This window comes from Aeromicrobium stalagmiti (assembly GCF_013283745.1).
GTDB lineage: Bacteria > Actinomycetota > Actinomycetes > Propionibacteriales > Nocardioidaceae > Aeromicrobium > Aeromicrobium stalagmiti.
Map to the genome: position 1 here is coordinate 1,424,090 of NZ_JABSTZ010000001.1, position 19,967 is coordinate 1,444,056.

Annotated in this window: 18 protein-coding genes; 14 read left to right on the plus strand and 4 right to left on the minus strand. The window is 69.6% G+C overall.

Translation table 11 applies throughout. The annotated features are described in order from the left end of the window. The 5 genes from nuoL to HQK15_RS06990 all read left to right on the plus strand — a co-directional run bounded on the left by nuoL (position 1) and on the right by HQK15_RS06990 (position 8,541). Entirely contained in the window at positions 1 to 1,881 is a 1,881-nt protein-coding gene (gene nuoL, locus HQK15_RS06970) for an NADH-quinone oxidoreductase subunit L (protein ID WP_173490649.1), read from the plus strand. Next, positions 1,878 to 3,434: an NADH-quinone oxidoreductase subunit M gene (locus HQK15_RS06975; RefSeq protein WP_173490650.1), complete on the plus strand. Its 1,557-nt coding sequence runs from the start codon at positions 1,878 to 1,880 to the stop codon at positions 3,432 to 3,434. Before nuoL ends, HQK15_RS06975 begins: the two co-directional genes overlap by 4 nt. Continuing rightward, positions 3,434 to 5,053, plus strand: a complete 1,620-nt coding sequence (gene nuoN, locus HQK15_RS06980) for an NADH-quinone oxidoreductase subunit NuoN (RefSeq protein WP_173490651.1) — start codon at positions 3,434 to 3,436, stop codon at positions 5,051 to 5,053. The genes HQK15_RS06975 and nuoN overlap by 1 nt, the downstream gene beginning before the upstream one ends. A gap of 44 nt (positions 5,054 to 5,097) precedes the next feature. Then, the gene (locus HQK15_RS06985; RefSeq protein ID WP_173490652.1) at positions 5,098 to 6,087 is read left to right on the plus strand and encodes a polyprenyl synthetase family protein; all 990 of its coding nucleotides are present in this window, start codon (positions 5,098 to 5,100) and stop codon (positions 6,085 to 6,087) included. A 168-nt stretch (positions 6,088 to 6,255) separates the two neighbouring features. After that, positions 6,256 to 8,541, plus strand: a complete 2,286-nt coding sequence (locus HQK15_RS06990; protein ID WP_173490653.1) for a hypothetical protein — start codon at positions 6,256 to 6,258, stop codon at positions 8,539 to 8,541. Positions 8,542 to 8,662: 121 nt separating this feature from the next. On the opposite strand, the gene rarD is transcribed toward HQK15_RS06990, so the two are convergent. After that, a complete protein-coding gene (gene rarD, locus HQK15_RS06995; protein WP_173490654.1) occupies positions 8,663 to 9,571 on the minus strand; it encodes an EamA family transporter RarD in 909 nt (302 codons plus the stop codon). 45 nt (positions 9,572 to 9,616) lie between these two features. On the opposite strand from rarD, the gene HQK15_RS07000 reads away from it, so the two are divergent. Genes HQK15_RS07000 through HQK15_RS07015 form a run of 4 tightly spaced genes read left to right on the plus strand, consistent with a single transcriptional unit; the run spans position 9,617 to position 12,059 of the window. Continuing rightward, positions 9,617 to 10,228: a class I SAM-dependent methyltransferase gene (locus HQK15_RS07000; RefSeq protein ID WP_173490655.1), complete on the plus strand. Its 612-nt coding sequence runs from the start codon at positions 9,617 to 9,619 to the stop codon at positions 10,226 to 10,228. Positions 10,229 to 10,278: 50 nt separating this feature from the next. Beyond that, on the plus strand, positions 10,279 to 11,118 hold the full coding sequence (locus HQK15_RS07005) for an SDR family oxidoreductase (RefSeq protein WP_173490656.1): 840 nt from the start codon (positions 10,279 to 10,281) through the stop codon (positions 11,116 to 11,118). Between the two features lie 18 nt (positions 11,119 to 11,136). Then, positions 11,137 to 11,844 carry a YwaF family protein gene (locus HQK15_RS07010; RefSeq protein ID WP_173490657.1) on the plus strand — a complete coding sequence of 236 codons (708 nt, stop codon included), beginning with the start codon at positions 11,137 to 11,139 and terminating at the stop codon, positions 11,842 to 11,844. Further along, positions 11,841 to 12,059, plus strand: a complete 219-nt coding sequence (locus tag HQK15_RS07015) for a hypothetical protein (RefSeq protein ID WP_173490658.1) — start codon at positions 11,841 to 11,843, stop codon at positions 12,057 to 12,059. The genes HQK15_RS07010 and HQK15_RS07015 overlap by 4 nt, the downstream gene beginning before the upstream one ends. A gap of 12 nt (positions 12,060 to 12,071) precedes the next feature. Here the strand turns inward: HQK15_RS07015 and HQK15_RS07020 are convergent, their stop codons facing one another. Then, the gene (locus tag HQK15_RS07020) at positions 12,072 to 13,442 is read right to left on the minus strand and encodes an HNH endonuclease signature motif containing protein (RefSeq protein WP_173490659.1); all 1,371 of its coding nucleotides are present in this window, start codon (positions 13,440 to 13,442) and stop codon (positions 12,072 to 12,074) included. A 206-nt stretch (positions 13,443 to 13,648) separates the two neighbouring features. Here HQK15_RS07020 and HQK15_RS07025 point away from each other — a divergent pair, with 206 nt between their 5' ends. Further along, positions 13,649 to 16,024 (plus strand): zinc ribbon domain-containing protein, encoded by a 2,376-nt coding sequence (locus HQK15_RS07025; RefSeq protein ID WP_173490660.1) that lies wholly within the window; start codon positions 13,649 to 13,651, stop codon positions 16,022 to 16,024. Positions 16,025 to 16,031: 7 nt separating this feature from the next. On the opposite strand, the gene HQK15_RS07030 is transcribed toward HQK15_RS07025, so the two are convergent. Together HQK15_RS07030 and HQK15_RS07035 are read right to left on the minus strand one after the other, a co-directional pair. Beyond that, entirely contained in the window at positions 16,032 to 17,018 is a 987-nt protein-coding gene (locus HQK15_RS07030; protein WP_173490661.1) for a hypothetical protein, read from the minus strand. Further along, entirely contained in the window at positions 17,015 to 17,425 is a 411-nt protein-coding gene (locus HQK15_RS07035) for a YybH family protein (protein WP_173490662.1), read from the minus strand. Before HQK15_RS07035 ends, HQK15_RS07030 begins: the two co-directional genes overlap by 4 nt. A 91-nt stretch (positions 17,426 to 17,516) precedes the next feature. On the opposite strand from HQK15_RS07035, the gene HQK15_RS07040 reads away from it, so the two are divergent. The 4 genes from HQK15_RS07040 to HQK15_RS07055 are packed head-to-tail and all read left to right on the plus strand — an operon-like array spanning position 17,517 to position 19,951. After that, positions 17,517 to 17,900, plus strand: a complete 384-nt coding sequence (locus HQK15_RS07040; protein WP_173490663.1) for an NADH-quinone oxidoreductase subunit A — start codon at positions 17,517 to 17,519, stop codon at positions 17,898 to 17,900. Then, positions 17,888 to 18,472, plus strand: a complete 585-nt coding sequence (locus HQK15_RS07045; protein WP_437340241.1) for an NADH-quinone oxidoreductase subunit B — start codon at positions 17,888 to 17,890, stop codon at positions 18,470 to 18,472. The genes HQK15_RS07040 and HQK15_RS07045 overlap by 13 nt, the downstream gene beginning before the upstream one ends. Continuing rightward, the gene (locus HQK15_RS07050) at positions 18,469 to 18,990 is read left to right on the plus strand and encodes an NADH-quinone oxidoreductase subunit C (protein WP_173490664.1); all 522 of its coding nucleotides are present in this window, start codon (positions 18,469 to 18,471) and stop codon (positions 18,988 to 18,990) included. Before HQK15_RS07045 ends, HQK15_RS07050 begins: the two co-directional genes overlap by 4 nt. Next, positions 18,983 to 19,951, plus strand: coding sequence for a complex I subunit 1/NuoH family protein (locus HQK15_RS07055; protein ID WP_173490665.1), 969 nt, complete (start codon positions 18,983 to 18,985; stop codon positions 19,949 to 19,951). The genes HQK15_RS07050 and HQK15_RS07055 overlap by 8 nt, the downstream gene beginning before the upstream one ends. Positions 19,952 to 19,967 lie beyond the last annotated feature (16 nt).

Here is a 19,967-nt window from a genome sequence, read left to right on the forward strand (position 1 = left end):
ATGATGTTCGATCTCCAGTGGCTGCTCATCGCCATCCCGCTCGCCAGCGGCGCCCTGCTCCTGATCTGGGGCAAGGAGGCCGACCGGTTCGGTCACCTCATCGGCACCGCCGCCTCGGCCGCGTCGTTCCTGTTCGGCGTCGTGCTGTTCGCGGCCCTGCTGGGCAAGGACGCCGAGGCCCGCTCGCAGTCCACGTCGTTGTTCACGTGGATCGACACGGGCACGTTCCACGTCGAGATGGGCTTCACGTTCGACCAGCTGTCGGGCCTGTTCGTCCTGCTGATCACCGGAGTGGGCACGCTGATCCACGTCTACTCGATCGGCTACATGGAGCACGACCCTCGCCGTCGCCGCTTCTTCGCCTACCTCAACATCTTCGTCGCGGCGATGGTCACGCTCGTGCTCGCCAGCGACTACCTCGTGCTGTTCCTCGGCTGGGAGGGCGTCGGCCTGGCGTCCTACCTGCTGATCGGCTTCTGGCAGCACAAGCCCTCGGCGGCGGCCGCGGCCAAGAAGGCGTTCGTCGTCAACCGTGTCGGTGACATCGGCATGGCGCTGGCGATCATGCTGATGTTCGCGCAGTTCGGCACCTCGGCGATCCACGCCGTCAACGCCGCTGCCCCGGGTGCGGGCGACGGTGTCGCCACGGCGCTCGGCCTGCTGCTCCTGCTCGGCGCGTGCGGCAAGTCCGCCCAGGTGCCGCTGCAGAGCTGGCTGCTCGACGCGATGGAGGGCCCGACCCCGGTCTCGGCCCTCATCCACGCCGCGACGATGGTCACCGCCGGCGTCTACCTCGTGGTCCGCTCCGGCGGCGTCTTCGACTCGTCCGAGGCCGCCCGCACCGCGGTCATGATCGTCGGCCTCGTCACGCTGCTCGCAGGTGCCTGGATCGGCTGCGCCAAGGACGACATCAAGAAGGCGCTCGCCGGCTCGACCATGAGCCAGATCGGCTACATGATGCTCGCCGCGGGCCTCGGCCCCGCGGGCTACCCGTTCGCGATCTTCCACCTCATCACCCACGGCTTCTTCAAGGCCAACATGTTCCTCGGCGCCGGCTCGGTCATGCACGGCATGAACGACGACGTCGACATGCGGCACTACGGCGCCCTCCGCAAGGCCATGCCCATCACGTTCGCGACCTTCGCCCTCGGCTACCTCGCGATCATCGGGTTCCCCGGCTTCTCCGGCTTCTGGTCCAAGGACAAGATCATCGAGACGGCGTTCGGCGAGAACCTCTGGGTCGGCCTCGGCGCCCTGCTCGGAGCCGGTGTCACGGCGTTCTACATGACGCGCCTGATGATGATGACCTTCTTCGGCGACAAGCGCTGGAAGGACGACGTCCACCCGCACGAGTCGCCCAAGGTGATGACCTACCCGCTCATCGCGCTCGGCGCCCTGTCGCTGCTCGGTGGTCTGCTCCTGGTCGGCGACTGGATCGTCGAGTGGCTCGAGCCGGTCGTCGGCGAGGGCGAGCACCACGAGCTCGCGATCCCCGCGATCGCCCTGACCGGCATCATCACGCTGGTCGCCGCGTCGGGTGTCGCGCTCGGCTACTTCACGTACGGCACGAAGCCCATCGCGGCCGAGACGCCCGCTGACAGCTCGGTGTCGGTGTTCACCCGCGCCGGTCGCCACGAGCTCTACGGCAACCAGATCAACGACGCGGTCGTCGTCCGTCCCACGACCCACCTCACCCGGTTCCTGGTCTGGCTCGACGGCAAGGGCATCGACGGCTTCGTCACCGGTCTCGCCGACCGGCTCGGCGAGACGTCGCAGTTCCTCCGCAAGCCGCAGACCGGCTTCGTCCGTTCCTATGCCCTCACGATGTTCGGTGGCGTCGCCATCCTCGTCCTGTGCCTCCTGGCGGTGACCCTCGCATGATCCTGACGATCCTCGCTGCGACCCCGATCGCAGGTGCGCTGATCCTTGCGCTCCTGCCGCGGGAGACCGGCTCGCACCTGCGGGCCAAGACCGTCGCCCTCGGCGTCTCGCTGATCACCCTCGCGCTCTCGCTGGTGGCTCTCGCGAAGTTCGACCCGGAGTCCGGCGGCTACCAGCTGACCTCGACGCACGAGTGGATCAGCGCCTTCGGTGCCCACTACGCCGTCGGCGTCAACGGCATCGGCATCACGCTGGTGCTGCTGACCACCGTGCTCACACCGATCGTGCTGCTGGCCGCCTTCGGCGACCGGCTGCCCGACCCCAGGAGCACCAACGCCTACTTTGCGTGGATGCTCGCGGTCGAGGGTCTCGCGATCGGCGCCTTCTCGGCGACGGACGCCTTCTTGTTCTACGTCCTGTTCGAGGCCACGCTGATCCCGCTCTACTTCCTGATCGGCACGTTCGGCGGCCCCAACCGCTCGTACGCCGCGGTGAAGTTCCTCATCTACAACCTGGTCGGCGGCCTGCTGATGCTGGCCGCGATCGTCGGCCTCTACGTCGTCAGCTCGCGCCAGGGCGAGGCGTCGTACCTCCTCAGCGACCTGCAGGACCTCGACTACAGCCAGACCACGGAGCGCCTGCTCTTCCTCGGCTTCATGGCGGCGTTCGCGATCAAGGCGCCGCTGTTCCCGCTGCACACCTGGCTGCCCGACGCGGCCGGCCAGGCGACCCCCGGCACCTCGGTGCTGATGGTCAGCGTGGTCGACAAGATCGGCACCTTCGGCATGATCATCTGGTGCGTCGGCCTGTTCCCCGAGGCAGCCGACTGGGCCAGCCCGGTGATCATCGTGCTCGCGGTCATCAGCATCGTCTACGGCGCGCTGCTCGCGATCGGCCAGGACGACATCCGCCGGCTCATCGCGTTCACGTCGGTGTCGCACTTCGGCTTCATCATCCTGGGCATCTTCGCCTTCACGACGACCTCGATGGCCGGCGCGACGCTCTACATGTTCAACCACGGCCTCTCGACCGCGGCGCTGTTCCTCGTCACGGGCATCATGATCGCCCGCCGCGGCTCGGCCCGGATCTCCGACTTCGGCGGCGTGCAGAAGATCGCCCCGATCCTCTCGGGCGTCCTGCTCATCGCCGGCCTGTCGAGCCTCTCGCTGCCGGGCCTCGCGCCGTTCGTCTCGGAGTTCCTCGTGCTCGCGGGCACCTTCACCCGGTCGATCCCGGCCGCCGCCGTCGCGACGCTGGGCATCGTGCTGGCCGCGCTCTACATCCTGATCATGTACCAGCGCACCATGACCGGACCGCTCAAGGAGGGCACCGAGGGAGTCACCGACCTCGAGCCCCGCGAGATCGCGGCCCTGACCCCGGCGATCGTCCTGATCATCGGCCTGGGCTTCTTCCCGCAGCCGATGCTCAACGCGATCTCACCGGCGATCGACACGGTCATGAGCCATGTCGGCAGCAACGGCGGCAAGTCCGACCCCGCCCCGAAGTCGCCCACGATCGTCGATGCGCCCGCTGAAGAGGAAGGAGGTCACTGATGAAGACCCTCATCACCGCGACCGACCTGCCTCCCATCAAGGCACCGGAGATCGAGTACGCCCTGCTGGGCCCGCTGTTCATCATCGCCGGTGCCGCCGTGCTCGGCGTCATCATCGAGGCGTTCTGGCCCCGCGCGACCCGCTTCTGGACCCAGGTCGTCGTGGCCGTCGTCGGCATCATCGCCGCGCTGGCCGACACCGTCTGGGTCTACACCGACCTCGACAAGGTCGATGCCGACCTCGTCGCCCGCGGCAAGGTCGCCGCCGAGGGCGCGCTCTCGGTCGACGGTCCCGGCGTCTTCACGTGGGGCATCCTGCTCGTGTTCGGCCTGCTCAGCATGCTGCTGTTCGCCGAGCGCCGCCTCGAGGGCGGCATGAGCGCGTTCACGGGACGCGCCGCGGACGCCCCGGGCTCTGCCTCGGAGGCCGAGGCGATCAAGCTCCGCGTCGAGCACACCGAGGTCTTCCCGCTGGCGCTGTTCGCCCTCGTCGGCATGATGCTGTTCGCGACGTCGAACGACCTGCTGACGATGTTCGTCGCGCTCGAGGTGCTGTCGCTCCCGCTCTATCTGCTGTGCGGCCTCGCGCGGCGTCGCCGGCTGCTCAGCCAGGAGGCGGCGCTCAAGTACTTCCTGCTCGGCGCCTTCTCGTCGGTCTTCTTCCTCTACGGCATCGCGCTGGCCTACGGCTACGCCGGCAGCTTCGAGCTCTCGGCGATCGACACCGCCGTCAGCAACCGCTCCGGCAGCGAGAACATGCTGCTCGCCTCGATCGCGCTGATCGCGGTGGGCCTGCTGTTCAAGATCGGCGCTGCGCCGTTCCACACGTGGACGCCCGACGTCTACCAGGGGGCCCCGACCCCGGTCACCGCGTTCATGGCTGCCGGCACCAAGGCGGCGGCGTTCATCGCCCTGCTGCGGGTGTTCTTCGTGGCCTTCGGTGGGTCGCAGTGGGACTGGCGGCCGATGATCGTGGCGATCGCGATCATCACGATGTTCCTCGGAGCCGTGGTCTCGATCTCGCAGACCGACGTCAAGCGCATGCTGGCCTACTCGTCGATCGCCCACGCGGGCTTCCTGCTCGTCGGCTTCGTCGGCGCCTATGCGGGCGTCGCCGGGTCCGACCGGGTCACCTCCGTCTCGAGCACGCTGTTCTACCTGACGGTCTACGGCATCTCGTCGATCGGCGCGTTTGCCATCGTCACGCTCGTTCGTGACTCCGGAGGCGAGACGACTCACCTGTCGAAGTGGGCGGGTCTGGGAAAGAAGTCACCCTGGCTCGCGGGGGCGTTCGCGCTCTTCATGCTGTCGTTCGCCGGCATCCCGCTGACGGGTGGCTTCATCGGCAAGTGGGGCGTGTTCAGCGCGGCCTACTCCGGCGGCTTCTGGTGGCTCGTGGTCATCGGTGTGCTCGTCAGCGCGCTGGCCGCCTACTTCTACGTGCGCGTCATCGTCCTGATGTTCTTCACCGATCCCGTCGGCGACGGCCCGACGGTCGCGGTCCCGAGCCTGCTGACTACCGTGGTCATCATCATCGCCGCGCTGGGCACGGTCGGACTCGGTATCATTCCGGGACCGGTGCTGGATCTGGCGCAGCACGCGGGCGCCTTCGTGCGCTGACCACTTTCCGACCGATGTGCCGGACTTCCTCCTAGGAGCACTGCGTGTCCACTCTGGGTGTCTCGTTCACCGACGCCGCACTGGAAGCACGGGTGCTGGCCGGTGTCGAGGACGTCGAGCGGCAGCTCTCGGCCGCGGTCGAGAGCCCTGACGCGCTGGTGTCCGAGGCGGCGGCCCACCTGCTCAACGCCGGTGGCAAGCGGTTCCGGCCGCTGCTGGTCATGCTCAGCGCCGAGTTCGGCACGCCGGCCGAGCCCGACGTCGCTCGTTCGGCCGTCGTGGTCGAGCTGACCCACCTCGCGACGCTCTACCACGACGACGTCATGGACGAGGCCGACAAGCGCCGCGGAGCCCCCAGCGCCAACGACCGGTGGGGCAACTCGGTCGCGATCCTGGTCGGCGACTACCTGTTCGCCCAGGCATCCGAGCTGGTGTCATACCTCGGGCCCGAGGCGGTCCGCATCCAGGCCCGCACGTTCTCGCGCCTCGTGCAGGGGCAGATCCGCGAGACGATCGGTCCCGCCGACGACGAGGACGCGCTCGCCCACTACCTCGCGGTCGTGGCCGACAAGACCGGCTCGCTCATCGCGACCGCGGCGCTGTTCGGCGCCAAGATGTCGGGTGCTCCTGACGACGTCCAGGAGACGCTCACCGAGTTCGGCGAGCGCATCGGTGCGGCGTTCCAGCTGGCCGACGACATCATCGACATCGCCAGCGAGACCGGCGACTCGGGCAAGACGCCCGGCACCGACCTGCGCGAGGGCGTCCCGACGCTGCCGACCCTCATCGCGCTGCGGTCGACAGACGCCGGGAGCGAGCGCCTGCGCACCCTGCTCGGTCGTCCACTCACCGACGACGCCGAGCACGCGGAGGCGCTCGCCCTGCTGCGGGTCCACCCGGCCCTCGACGAGGCGCGCTCCTACGTCCAGGCCGAGGCCGACGCCGCGAGCGTCCTGCTCGCCAAGCTGCCGGCCTCGCCGGCCCGTGAGGCGCTGCAGGCGCTGTGCGACACCGTCGTCACCCGCCTGGGCTGAGCCACCTCGGGACGATCTGTCCCAAACCTCCTCCGCGGTGGGACTTTCGTCCCTAGACTGCCGAGTGGGAGAGTTCCCGGGTCCACGTATGGGAGTGCGTGCCGGGCGCTGAAGAGGGAGTTGCCCAGGCCGCGGCGTCAACCGCGGCGGGGCGTGAGGGAGTCACACATGTCTCGTCGTGCCGTCGGCGCCAGTGCAGCACTGGTGCTCGTCCTGTCCGGGCTGACCATGCTCAGCACGTCGCCCGCATCAGCGGCGCCGCCCAGTCCGGAGGCGCTCGCGGTGGCCCTCGACGCCCCGGAGGACGTCACCGTCTCCGCGCCGGCGGACCCACTGTCGTACGCCGTCGTTGATCAGCTGGTCGATCCGACGGTGGCGTTCAACGACCTCCCCTCCAAAGGTGACAGCTATGTCGTGCTCTCGACGGGTCTGGCGGCCGATGCCTTCTCGTCGAGCGTGCCCAACGACCAGCCGAGCACCGATCTCGGCGTTGCCGGGCCCGACACGACCACCCTGACGCTCGACGTCGCGCCACAGAGCGTCATGCGTTGCCTGCTGGTCGACTTCTCGATGGCGACCGAGGAGCGGGTCCACACCTACACGGCTGCCAGCCCCAGCGACTACCTCTCGGTCAAGCTCGCGGGCGACGCGACGGAGCGGGCCAGGAACCGCGGAGGTGCCTACATCAACGAGTCCGGCGTCCTGGCAGACGACGTCGACTACACGGTCAACGCCGTCAACTACTGGCACAGCCCCGGCGACTCGAGCGACCCCCTGCACGGCACGATCGAGCAGCCCCGCCTGCCCGCGGGCGCCACGCCCTTCGACTACTTCACGACCCGCGACACCGCGGAGGTGCCGATCTCCGCGGCAGGTGGCACCGTCACCGTGACGATCGCCGACGCCAACAACGGCAGGCTCGACTCCGCAGCACTGGTCGACAGCGTGCGGCTCACGCAGGCCTGCTCGTTCGACGTCAGCGCCGACACCGGGATCTCGACCGGCAAGGCCCGCATCGACGGCTACCGCGGCGTCGGCAACACCCTCACCCTCGATCCCGACCGGTCGACCGAGGACGTCGTCGAGAAGTACGACGACCCGTCCAACGGCTGGTTCGCCCAGCCCGTCGAGCTGCGGTTCCGCTGGTACCGCAACAAGATGCCCTACACCAGTGACTGCTACAAGACGAGCCTCGCCAACTGGACAGCGATCCCTGATGCCGACCGGCAGTCGTACGTGCCGACCAACGTCGACAAGAACTACTGCCTGATGGCGCGCGTGACCGGCGTCAAGGACGGCTATCGCAGCGAGACCTTCCCCCAGTCGGCCTCGCCCGACCAGTGGTACGTGACACTGCCGATCCAGGACGGCGCGTTCACCGCGGAGGAGCCGACCGTGACGGGCGCCTTCGAGGTCGGCGGCGACGTGACGGTGCAGGTTCCGTCATTCACGCCGCGACCGGACTCCCACTCGATCCAGTGGTACGCCGGCACCAGCCAGATCTCCGGTGCGACCGGCCAGGTGCTGCGGCTCACTGCGTCCGAGGCGGGCAAGATCATCAGCGTCAAGGTCACCGCCAAGCGCAGCGGCTTCGCCGATGCCACCAAGACCAGCCCGCAGTACGGCCCGGTGCTGCTGCAGGAGATGACGTCGGCCGACACGCCGACCATCTCCGGCACCACCGCCGTCGGGGCCACGCTGACGGCGCTGCCGGGCACGTGGAGCCCGGTGCCCGACAAGTTCACCTATCAGTGGAAGCGCGACGGAGAGGTGATCGGCAGCTCCATCACCTCGACCTACACGACCAAGACGACCGACGTCGGCCGGCGGATCTCCGTCGAGGTGACCGGCGCGAAGTCGGGCTACTTCCCGCTGACCAGGACGAGCGACCCCGTGATGATCGGCGAGGGCGGGATGGGCGGCCTTGACCCGACGATCAAGGGCACCCCGACCGTGGGGGAGCAGCTCACCGCCAGCACGACCGGGTGGTCGCCGGTCGGAGCCAGCTTCACCTATCAGTGGAAGGTGGACGGCGTGGCGGCCTCCAAGGGCACCAGCCGCCTCTTCACGATTCCCGGGACGGCCGCCGGCAAGAAGATCACCGTGACGGTCTCGGGTGAGCTGGCCGGCTACACCACGACGTCGCGCACGACGGCGCCGACGGCGGCCGTGGCCAAGGGCAGGATCACGACCACCTCGCCCGGCATCAGCGGGCGGACGAAGGTCGGGTACACGGTGTCGGTGCGCACGCTCGGCTGGAGCCCGTACGACGTCAGGAAGACCTATCGCTGGATGCTCGACGGCAAGTTCTACGGCGGCTCGACGAGCCGGTCGACGTTCAAGCTGCCGAAGTCGGCGCGCGGCAAGCGCGTCAGCGTCCGGGTGACCGGCACCCTGACGGGCTACACGACGGCGGTCCGCACCAGTCCCAAGACGAGCAGGGTCTCGAAGTAGGCCGCCCCCACAGACTGCCTCCGCGCCCAGCGTGACCCACCCCGGTGGGCCGACCCTCAGCCCGTTCCCTCCATCCGGGGTGGTGCTGCGCGGGCGCGGAGGCCTGCACTCCTCGCCGGTGCTAGATGGCGGTGGCCTCTGCGGTCTGCCGCAGGAGCCGCCGCCGGCTCAGCACGGCGTCGGTCGTGAAGATCACGAGCGCCGCCCAGACCAGGACGAACCCGGCCCAGCGGGCGCCGGTCATCTCCTCGTCGAAGATCGTCAGGCCGGTGATGAACTGGATGATCGGTCCGAGGTACTGCAGCAGCCCGATCGTCGTCAGCGAGAGGCGCGTCGCGGCAGCGCCGAACAGGAGCAGAGGGATCGCCGTGACGACGCCCGTGCCCACGAGCAGGGCAACGTTGCCGGGCCCCTCGTGGCCGAACGTGAGCTCGCCCCGCAGCTGCAGCACGACCAGGAAGCCCAGTGCGACCGGGAACAGGATCGCGGTCTCCATGCCGAGGCCCTCGAACGTGCCGATGTCGGCCTTCTTCTTCAAGAACCCGTAGGCGGCGAACGTGAACGCGACGAGCAGCGCGACCCAGGGCAGCCGGCCGTAGTCGACGGTCAGCACGACCACCGCGATCGTCCCGATGCCGACCGCGCACCACTGAGCGGGCCGCATCGTCTCCTTGAGCACGAAGACGCCGAGCATGACGGTCACGAGGGGGTTGATGAAGTAGCCCAGCGACGTCTCGATGACGTGGCCGTTGGTGACGCCGTAGATGAAGCCGCCCCAGTTGCCGGCGATGACGACCGACGCAGCGGCGAGGATCAGCATCAGCCGGCGGTTGCGGGCGATGGCGCGGAAGGCGCCCCACTTGCCCATCACCGTGATCAGCACGAGCACGAACGCCATCGACCACACGAAGCGGTGCGCGAGCACCTCGAGCGAGCCGGCCGGCTCCAGCAGCGGCCAGTAGAGGGGGAAGAAGCCCCAGCAGAGGTAGGCCGCGACGCCGAAGGCCGCGCCGCGCTGGGTCTCGTTCACCAGCCGAGAGTACGCCCGTCAGGGCCGGTGGGCGACGATGGGCGCATGACCGACCGCCCCCGCTGGTTCACCGAGACCAAGGACGGCCACTCGAAGTGGTACGTCGACCGCTTCCGCACGATGGCCGCCGAGGGCGCCGACCTGGCGGGAGAGGCACGACTGGTGGACGCTGCGATCGCCCCGGGCTCGCGAGTGCTCGACGCCGGGTGCGGTCCGGGCCGTGTCGGCGCCGAGCTGCACGCCCGCGGGCACACGGTCGTCGGCGTCGACGCCGACCCGGTGCTGATCGCCGCGGCGCAGGAGGACCACCCGGGCCCCCGGTGGCTCGTGGCCGACCTCTCGACGCTCGCCCTCGACGACGAGTCGATCGTCGAGGACCTCTTCGACGTCGCGGTCGTCGCGGGCAACGTCATGGTGTTCGTGGCCCCCGGCACCGAGCAGGCGGTGCTCGGCTCCCTGCGCGCGGCGGTACGCCCCGGCGGGCGGATCATCATCGGGTTCGCGACCGATCGCGAGTATGCCCTCGAGGCCTTCGACGCTGACGTCGAGGCGGCGGGGCTCGTGATCGAGCAGCGCTTCGCGACGTGGGACCTCGTGCCGTTCACGGCCGACGCCGACTTCGCGGTGACGTTCTTGACGGTTCCCGAGGTCGTCTGAGCCCCTTTCGAGTTGTGCTGGAGTGCGCTCCAGGTCGTAGCGTCGAGAGCATGACTGACAACGCCTCCAAGATCTGGTTCATCACCGGTGCGTCGCGCGGCTTCGGTCGGGAGTGGAGCATCGCCGCTCTCGAGCGGGGTGACAAGGTCGCCGCCACGGCCCGCGACACGTCCTCGCTGGACGACCTGGTCGAGAAGTTCGGCGACGCGATCCTGCCGATCCAGCTCGACGTCAACGACCACGACGCCGACTTCGCCGCCGTCGCCCAGGCACACGAGCACTTCGGCCGCCTCGACGTCGTCATCAACAACGCCGGCTACGGCCACTTCGGCTTCATCGAGGAGATCTCCGAGGCCGAGGCCCGCGCCCAGATCGAGACGAACCTGTTCGGTGCGCTCTGGGTGACCCAGGCGGCCCTGCCGTTCCTGCGCGACCAGAGCAGTGGCCACGTCATCCAGGTGTCGTCGATCGGCGGCATCTCGGCCTTCCCGCTGGTCGGCATCTACCACGCCTCGAAGTGGGCCCTCGAGGGCTTCTCGCAGGCTCTCGCCCAGGAGGTTGCCGACTTCGGCATCCACGTCACGCTCGTCGAGCCCGGCGGCTTCTCGACCGACTGGAGCGGCGACTCGGCCTCGCACTCCGAGCAGAATCCGGCCTACGAGGCGTTCCGCGAGAAGACGATGCAGGGCCGAGCGAGCCGCAACGCCACCCCCGGCGACCCGCAGGCGTCGGCCCAGGCCATCCTCGAGGTCGTCGACGCCGACGAGCCCCCGCTGCGCGTCTTCTTCGGAACGGCGCCGCTCGGCATCGCCAAGGCGGACTACGAGCAGCGCCTCGCCACGTGGCAGAAGTGGAACCACGTGTCGGAGCTGGCGCAGGGCAAGGGGTAGGTCGACTACCCTCGCGGCATGACGTTGGCGGCGGGGGAGCGGTTCGAGTCGTACAGCTCGTCGCACCTCGTCGTCCTCGCGATCTTCGTCGCGGGGGTCGCCGTGGTGATCGTCGCCGGGCGCCGACTCGCCGGTCAGCCGGCCGAGCAGCGGGTGCGTCGGACGTTCGCGGTGGCCCTGATGGGCATCACGATCCCGCTGCAGATCCTGCAGCTCACCCCTGACGAGTGGAACCTGCAGACCTCGCTGCCGTTCCAGCTGTGCGACCTGGCGTGGATGTTCGCGGCTCACGCGCTCTGGACCCGCAACCGGCTGACCTCGACCATCACCTATCTGTGGGGCATCACGCTCACGACCCAGGGGATGCTCACGCCCGACCTCGCCTCTGACTTCCCCGAGCCACGGTTCCTCATGTTCTGGGGCATGCACGTGCTGATCGTGTGGGCCTCGTTCTTCCTCGTCGTGGGCCTGCGCATCCTGCCGACGTGGCGCACGTACCGGCAGACGGTCGCGGTGACGCTGGGCTGGGCGGTCAGTGCGTATGTCTTCAACGTGGTCGCCGGCACGAACTACGGCTATCTCAACCGGCTGCCGAAGAACGCGTCGCTGCTCGACTACCTCGGACCGTGGCCGCTCTACGTCGTGCTCGAGATCGCGATCGTCGCCGTCGTCTGGGCGCTGCTGACCTGGCCGTGGACGAGGTCTCGCGCGCGGGTGGACGCATGAAGCGGCCCGCACTCCCTCGGGCCTCGACGTGGCGTCCCGCCTTCTTCCGCCGTCGCCGTGCCGGCAAGGCAGAGATGGTGAGGCTTGCCGAGGTCGCGTGGGAGCAGCGGAACTACGCCACGGTGGTCATCCTGTTGTCGCCCTTCAAGGGCAGCCTGGACTTCGACTCGGCCCAGAGGCTGGCGCTCGCCGAGGTGAGGGCAGAGCTCTCCTGAGGTTGCGGTGGCTCAGGGTCGCCAGCGGTGGTTCTGCTGCCAAGCGGTGTCGCCGGGGCGCTTCCACTGGATGTGACCGGTGGGCCCGAGACGAGCCTGCCAGCTGTCCTGGTGGGCTCTTCGGTGGTGGAAGGCGCAGATGAGGACGCCGTCGGCCAAGGTGGTGGTGGCTCCGTGGGCCCACTGCTGTCGCCAGTGGTGGCCCTCGCAGTCCTCGGGTGGTTTGTCGCAGCCCGGCGCGGTGCAGCCGCCGTCCCTGGCCGACATGTCCTGCTTCTGGGCCTTGGTGAAGAAGCGCTGCTCGTGACCGTGGTCGACGGGGATCGTCGAGCCGTTGAAGACCTGCGGGATGATGCCGAGGTTGCAGGCCATGTGGCGGGCCTGGGAGGCGGAGATGCGCGTGCCGGTCGACAGGGTCGCGGCCTTGATGCCGTGCAGGAGGGTGTCGTAGTCGAGGTGGACCATCAGCGTCGCTCCGAGGCCCGATCGCCCGGGCAGCAGATGGCCGGGCAGGCGCGAGCAGACCTCGGCGAAGCCCATGCCCAGGCGGGTGCGGTAGTCGAGCTCGCGGTCGTAGATCGTCGACGAGGCGTCACCCTCGGCGCTGCGGGCGTCGGTGTGGCCGTGATCGTCGGCCTGGGCCCCCGGGTGGTCTCGCAGGTGGTCGCGGCGCGGTGCGGACACGGCCTTGATCGCGGTGTCGAGCATGTCGGCCTGTGCGTCGGGCAGCGTGAACCCACCGGTCGTGGTGCCGTCGCCGTTGGGACGCATCCAGAACTCCGACTTCGCCCAGGCGCGCTTCTCCTGCGCCTGCAGGGAGTCGTTCTCGCCCTGGTCGACCTCGGGCTCGGGCAGGAACTGGTCGGTGATCCGCTTCGACCGTGATCGCAGGTCCTTGAGGGAGTACTTCTGGGCGTCGCCAGCGAGCGTGTCCTCGCACGCCTGACGCTGCTCGGGCGTCGTGGTGTCGGGCAGATCGGCCACGGCCCGCGCGATGATCTCGGCCTGCGGCTGCGACAGGTCTCCGGCGGCCATGGCCTGCTCGGTGCGGGGCGAGCTCTTGAGCGCCTCGCCCGCCCTGACCATGCGATCACCGCCGGTCTTGTCGGCGCCGAAGCTGCCGGCCAGCAGGGCGCCGGTCGACCGGGCGCCCATCTGCTGGGCCAGGCCCGAGGCCTCCAGGACGCGGGTGCCGGCGATCTGGTGTGCCTTGAGCCGCGCCTCGACCCGCATCATCCGCTCGACCAGCGACCTGACCTCGGTCGACGCGAGCCCGTCCCACGCCTCGACCGGCATCCGGTCCAACGCGTCCTCGATCGCTGCGACCCCACCCGCCAACGGGTGAGGGAGCTGACCGAGATCGGTCGAGAGCTGGGCAGACATACGCATCCTGGGGGCCATCGTCAGCGTTGACGGTTTGAAGACGCAGGATGCGTGTGTGAAACCCGACCACGGTGGTCGACGCTGGTTCCAGCCTAGTCGCTCGTCTGGCTGCTGTCGAACACCTGTTCGAATAATGAGACGGATTCTTTCGTAGCCCGATCGCCCACCCGATCGTTGAGAGGGTGTCGCGAACCCAGGGGGACCACATGACCGATGACGACGGCACGGCCGCCAGCCCGACCTCACCGAGCACGCCACCGACTACAACACCACCGACCGCCACACCACCGAGCACGCCGCCTCAACCCTCAAGCGACATCTGGACCACGCTCGACGTCACTCCCACCGGTCTGGTCTCAGCGCTGCGGGTCGGCGCCATGGCCTATGCCGTGGCGTGGGTCGCCGGACTTGCGACCACGCTCCTGGCGATCGGGGTCGCGCAGCTCGAGGACGCCGGCGCCGACGTGTCGTACTGGTGGCTGCTCACGGCGCCCGGACAGATCGTGGCGATGGCGTTCCGCAGCCCAGCGGTGCTCTCGGCGAGCTCGGGCGGCGACGACTATGCCTTCACCGGGACGTTCGCCACCACGGCGCCGATCCTCACGATCCTGGCCATCGCGCTGGTGGCGGTCTTCCGATTGTCCCGACGTGACGAGTCGGCATCGCCGACCACGTCGACGACGGGCGCGGTGAGCCTCGCCGCCGCGACCGCGGTGTCGTTCGTCGCGATCGGCTGGCTGCTGGCCTTCGTGCTCAAGGTCTCCTACTCCGAGGGCGGCGACGGCACGTCGATCGGGGCGGGTCGGATCGAGCTCGTGCTCTTCGGCCTGCTCGGCGTGACGGTCACGGCCCTTCTGGGCCGCCGGGCCTGGAGCACGTGGCCGAGCGCGGCCTCGATCCCGCTCGCTGCCCGCGGTGCGTGGCGGGGAGTGCTGACGCACCTCGTGGTGTTCTCGGCGCTCACGATCCCCGCCGCGGTGATCTGGCTGGTGATCGAGGGCGATGCGAGCCTGCTGATCGCCGTTCCGGCCGCTGCCGGAAACGTCGTGGTCTATGCCCTCACGCTGGGACACCTCGGTGCGCTGCGGTTCGCGGGCGCCGGTGAGTTCCTCGGCGAGTCGGAGGGCGACTCCGACCATCTCTGGCTGTTCTCCGACGGCGTCGACGCCATCTTCTGGCTGCTGCTCGCCTTCGCCGTCGTGGCGACCCTCGCCGCCTCCGTGGTCCTGCACGAACGAGGCAAGGCGGCGCCGCGGACGACGTCCCACTGGGTCTGGGCCGCGGTCGTGTACGGACTCGTCGGTGGTGCGCTCACCTTCCTCGGCACGGCGTCGACGGGGGTCGGATCGTCGTTCGGGGCGAGCGGCTCCGCATCGTTCGGCCCGGCGATCTGGTTCGTGCTCGTGCTCGCCGCCTGGGGCGCGCTGGCCGAGCTGCTCGCGCGCACCGTCGCGCCGGCGCTCGCGGGCGCCCTGCCGCCGGCCTGGGTGGAGCGGGCGGTCGGCAAGCCTGCCGAGATCGCCGTCGCGCCGGCCCCCACCGGGACAGCAGCGACGGCGCAGGCCTCCACCGGTCCCGCAGTCGTCCCGCCCACGGCACCGGCCGCTCCGCTGGACCCCCGCACGCGCAAGATCCTCGTCGGGATCGCCGGCCTCGCCGTGCTGGCTGTCGTCGCGGTGGTCGGGGTCTCGGTCGCGAACGGCTTCTTCTTCGGCCCTGAGAAGCAGGTCAAGGAGTACTTCGCGGCGCTCGAGGCGGGGGACGGCGAGAAGGCGCTCGACCTGGCCCGCCTCGACTTCTCGGACGACGAGCGGGCGCTGCTGACGGCCGACGTGATCGGCGAGGGTGGCATCACCGACGTCGAGATCGGCGACGTCGAGACGCGGGGCGATCTGGCGGAGGTCACCGTCGACTACCAGCTCGACGGGGCCGACCAGAGCCAGGACGTCACGCTGCGGAAGTCGGGCTCGCGCTTCGTCGTCTTCGACGAGTGGGAGCTGGTCGATCCCGAGCTCGGATCGGTGTCGCTCACGGCTCCCGGCGCCACCGGGCTCACCGTCAACGGCGAGCAGGTCGACGTCTCCGGGCTCGACGACGGCGTCACGCTGCCGGTCTTCCCCGGGCGCTACGACATCGAGCCGGTCGGCGACTCCGACCTCATCGTGTACGAGCCGCAGGACGCCTCGATCGGCACGGACGACGAGTACCTCGACTTCGAGGCCGCGCCGTCGGACGCCCTGGTCACCGAGGTCACCACCCAGGCATCGGCCTATCTGGACGAGTGCATCTCGCGGCGTGAGGCAGACCCGGACGGCTGCCCCAACGAGACGTACGGCTTCGACCTGGAAGACGTGAAGTGGACGCTCAGCGACCCGCCGACCTATGCCGTCGAGTCGGACTTCTCGGGCGGGTGGCGCTTCACAACCTCCGTGCAGGGGTCGGCCACGGTCACCGCCAAGGCGCCGTCGTTCATCGACGGCGAGCCGGCCGAGGACTACAAGGACACGGTGCCGATCGACCTGTCGGGCACGGTCTCGATCGACGGCGGGACCGTCACGATCAAGGTCGACGACTACTACTGACGCCGCGCTATCTCCGGTGCCGGTCGTTGCGCCGCGACGCCACGACGGAGGCCTGCCGGCGCAGACCCTCGACGCGGCCGAACAGCCGACGGTCCGGGCCGGTGGGGGCCGTCAGCGACAGCTCGCGCAGCCACGCGAGCATGTCGCGGGCGGACGCCTTCTGGGCGCGCAGCCGTCCCGGCTCGATCAGGCTGCGCCGCTTGACCAGGACGGGGTTGGTGTTGATCTCCCACACCTGCAGGCGCCCCTCGTGGAAGCCGTAGTCGACGCGGCCGTAGTCGAGACCGGCGAGCGCGAAGACGTCCTCGATCTGGTCGCGATGTGGGAACTCGGCGAGGTAGGCGCGCTCCTCCTCGATCATCGGCCGGGTGATCAGGTCGGAGTGCTTGGTGACCCACTGCTCGCTGAAGAAGACGTGGCGGGGGAAGAGGCGGTCGCCGATCTTCTGCGCGGAGTACTTGCGGAACAGGCCGTCGTCGCTGCGCACGTCGAGCTGCTCGATCACGAGCAGCTGGTCACGCGACGTCCGACGTCGGCCGCGCGCGACGTCGGCGAGTCGGCGGTCGAGCTCGTCGCGTGACCGGACGGGGTCGCCGACGCTGCCGCCGTGGTCGTTCTCCCAGCGGACGAACGCCGGGAACCGCAGGTCGTCGGGCACGTCGGCGGCGCGGAACGCGCGGTAGTCGTTGATGCCGGCGCGGGTGAGGGCCTGGTTGAGGCCGAGGCGGCCGGTCCACCGACCCGGGGAGTTGAGCACGGCGTACGACTCGGGGTGCTCGACGAGCCGGTCGTGGAACGTCCGTGCGAGGGTGAGCTCGGACGGGGTGAGCCGCTCGAAGTCGCTCAGCAGGTGCAGGCCGGCCGGGACGGGGCGGTGCAGGGCGAGGTCCTCGTAGGGGGTCACGGTGAGGGGAACGGTGCCGGCCTTGTCCCACGACGCCAGGAACTTCTCGACCAGGAAGGTGAACCTGCGGGTCGTGTGGACGTGGATCACGCGAGCGTCCCGGGGACCATCGAGAAGTGGGTGTGGACGGCGCGCAGGGTGTCGTCCGCGCTGCTGAGGACGATCGTGGCGCGGCCCTCACGACGCCGGCGCGACCCGTCGGGCTCGAGCCCGTCCGAGCCCCACTCGGCCATCACGACGAGCAGCTCACCGTCCGACCACGACGTCGCGGCGTCGGTGTCGAACGCGAAGTCCCCGGTGCGATCCCACACGCCTCGCCACTGCTCGCGCTCGAGCTCGTCGAGGCTGACGTAGCGGGCGGCGACGGTGCCGAAACCCTCCGCGTCGTCGGTGCAGAGTGCGCGGCCGGCTGCGTAGTCGCGGCTGCGCACCGCGGCGGCGAATGCCTCGAGCCACTCACGGACCACGGGTGGGGTGGTCGAGGGCGAGGCAGGCACGCGCTCATTATGGCGGCAGGCCGCCGAACGGTCTCGCGCTTCACCGTGACAGATCGAGCCGGACGGCAGTGCCACGCCCTAGAGTGGGCCTATGCGCGCCTACCTGGACGACACCTATCTGGAGGGCTACCTCCCGGTCGGCGTCATCATCCTGGTGGGCATCGGCCTCGCCGCCGCGATGCTCGGTGTCAACCGGCTGATGCGCCCGCAGGTCGCGTCGCGCGAGAAGGCGACGACCTACGAGTCGGGTGTCGACCCGGTCGGCGACGGCTGGTCGCAGTCGACGGTCCGCTACTACGTCTACGCGTTCCTCTACGTGATCTTCGCGGTCGACGCGGTGTTCCTGTTCCCGTGGGCGGTCGTGCTGGAGGAGATCGGTGCCGCCGCCGCGGTCGAGATGGGCATCTTCATCGGCATCCTCGTGGTGGGCCTCGCCTACGCCTGGCGCAAGGGGGTCCTGTCGTGGACGTCGTAGGCGCCGTCGACCTGCCCATGCCCACCGTCGCACCGTCGACGCTCGGCGTCGGGTCGCAGGTCGCGCCCAAGCCGGCCCGCTACCTGCTCAACTGGGGCCGCAAGTACTCCCTCTGGGTCTTCAACTTCGGCCTCGCCTGCTGCGCGATCGAGTTCATCGCGACGTCGATGTCGCGCCACGACTTCATCCGCCTCGGCGTCATCCCGTTCGCTCCGGGCCCGCGCCAGGCCGACCTCATGGTGGTCTCCGGCACGGTGACCGACAAGATGGCGCCGGCCATCAAGCGTCTCTACGACCAGATGCCCGAGCCGAAGTACGTCATCAGCTTCGGCTCGTGCGCCAACTCCGGCGGTCCCTACTGGGACTCCTACTCCGTCACCAAGGGCGTCGACCAGATCATCCCCGTCGACGTCTACGTGCCGGGCTGCCCGCCGCGCCCCGAGGCGCTGCTCAACGGCATCGTCACGTTGCAGGACAAGATCGCGGGCGAGAACCTCTCCGAGCGCTACTCCCGGTCCACCACGTCGCTGCTGTCGCCGCGCGTCGTGGCGCCCCCGGCGGTCGATCAGTGACGATCGAGGCCAACGCCTTCGGCCCGCCCCACCGCGTCGTCGAGGTCGAGGGCTGGCACGACGCCGTCGCCGGGCTCAAGCGTGATGGCTACACCTACTTCGACTGGCTGTCGGCGGTCGACGAGCACCCCGACGGGTTCCGGCTGGTCGTGCACCTGGCCCGTCTCGAGCCGGCGCTCGACCACCTGTTGCTGGTGACCTATCTCGACCGCGAGGCGCCGAGCGTCGCCTCGATCGCCGACGTCTTTGCCGGAGCGGCGTGGCACGAGCGCGAGACCCACGAGATGTTCGGCATCTCGTTCGGCGTCGACCTCGAACCGCTGCTGCTGCCCGACGGGTTCGAGGGGCATCCGCTGCGCAAGGAGTTCGTCCTCGCCTCCCGCGTCGCCAAGCCGTGGCCGGGTGCGAAGGAGCCCGGCGAGAGCGACTCCGACTCGTCGCACTCGCCGAGCCGGCGCCGGGTCAAGCCGCCGGGCGTCCCCGACGACTGGGTGCAGGAGCGAGGCGTCGATGGGTGAGCTGCTCGACGCCGTCCTGCGGTGCCTGATCGTCCTCGGTGCGTTCCTGACGCTGCCGCTGCTGGTGGGCCAGATGGAGCACAAGGCGATGGCGCACATGCAGAGCCGGGTCGGGCCGATGGCCGCCGGCGGTTTTCACGGGTGGGCTCAGCTGGTCGCCGACGGCATCAAGTTCGTGCAGAAGGAGAGCATCACGCCGGCTGCGGCGGACCGTCGCGTGTTCGAGCTCGCTCCGGCCGTCGCCCTCGTGCCCTACCTCGTCGCGATGCTCGCGATCCCGCTCGGACCGTTCTTCGGCCAGACCAACCTCATCGGTCAGGACCTCGACCTCGGACTGTTCTTCGTCCTCGCGGCCATGAGCGTCGGCGTGCTCGGCACCCTCATGGGTGGTCTCGGCAGCGGCAACAAGTACTCCTACATCGGCGGCATGCGGGTCGCCGCGCAGCTCATGTCGTACGAGCTGCCGATGGTGCTGGCCGCGGCGAGCGTCGCGATGGCCGCCGGCACGCTCTCGCTGGTCGGCATCGCCCAGGAGTGGGAGCCGTGGTGGCTGCTGACCCAGCTGCCCGGGCTCGTGGTGTTCTTCGTCGCCGGGCTGGCCGAGCTGCAGCGGCCCCCGTTCGACGCCCCGCTGGCCGACGCCGAGCTCGTGATGGGTCCGTTGACCGAGTACGGCGGCATGCGCTTCGCGATGTTCCTGCTGGCGGAGTACGCCGGCATCGTCGTCCTCGCGGCCCTGACGACGGTGCTGTTCCTCGGCGGGTGGGCCGGTCCGTGGTCCGACCACCTGGGCTGGGTGTGGTCGCTGCTGAAGATCGTGGCAGTCTCGTTCCTCGTGATCTGGGCGCGCGTGGCATATCCCCGCCTGCGCGAGGACCAGGTCAACGCGCTGGCGTGGAAGGTGCTGGTGCCGGTCGCGCTGGCGCAGGTCACCCTGACGACGGTGCTGGTGGTCGCATGAGCGGGTCGTTCTGGGG

Bases quoted from the DNA above. Each gene is read 5' to 3' on its own strand.
- nuoL (WP_173490649.1), top strand. From the start codon at position 1: ATGATGTTCGATCTCCAGTGGCTGCTCATCGCCATCCCGCTCGCCAGC.
- HQK15_RS06975 (WP_173490650.1), top strand. From the start codon at position 1,878: ATGATCCTGACGATCCTCGCTGCGACCCCGATCGCAGGTGCGCTGATC.
- nuoN (WP_173490651.1), top strand. From the start codon at position 3,434: ATGAAGACCCTCATCACCGCGACCGACCTGCCTCCCATCAAGGCACCG.
- HQK15_RS06990 (WP_173490653.1), top strand. From the start codon at position 6,256: ATGTCTCGTCGTGCCGTCGGCGCCAGTGCAGCACTGGTGCTCGTCCTG.
- HQK15_RS07000 (WP_173490655.1), top strand. From the start codon at position 9,617: ATGACCGACCGCCCCCGCTGGTTCACCGAGACCAAGGACGGCCACTCG.
- HQK15_RS07005 (WP_173490656.1), top strand. From the start codon at position 10,279: ATGACTGACAACGCCTCCAAGATCTGGTTCATCACCGGTGCGTCGCGC.
- HQK15_RS07010 (WP_173490657.1), top strand. From the start codon at position 11,137: ATGACGTTGGCGGCGGGGGAGCGGTTCGAGTCGTACAGCTCGTCGCAC.
- HQK15_RS07015 (WP_173490658.1), top strand. From the start codon at position 11,841: ATGAAGCGGCCCGCACTCCCTCGGGCCTCGACGTGGCGTCCCGCCTTC.
- HQK15_RS07020 (WP_173490659.1), bottom strand. From the start codon at position 13,442: ATGTCTGCCCAGCTCTCGACCGATCTCGGTCAGCTCCCTCACCCGTTG.
- HQK15_RS07025 (WP_173490660.1), top strand. From the start codon at position 13,649: ATGACCGATGACGACGGCACGGCCGCCAGCCCGACCTCACCGAGCACG.
- HQK15_RS07040 (WP_173490663.1), top strand. From the start codon at position 17,517: ATGCGCGCCTACCTGGACGACACCTATCTGGAGGGCTACCTCCCGGTC.
- HQK15_RS07055 (WP_173490665.1), top strand. From the start codon at position 18,983: ATGGGTGAGCTGCTCGACGCCGTCCTGCGGTGCCTGATCGTCCTCGGT.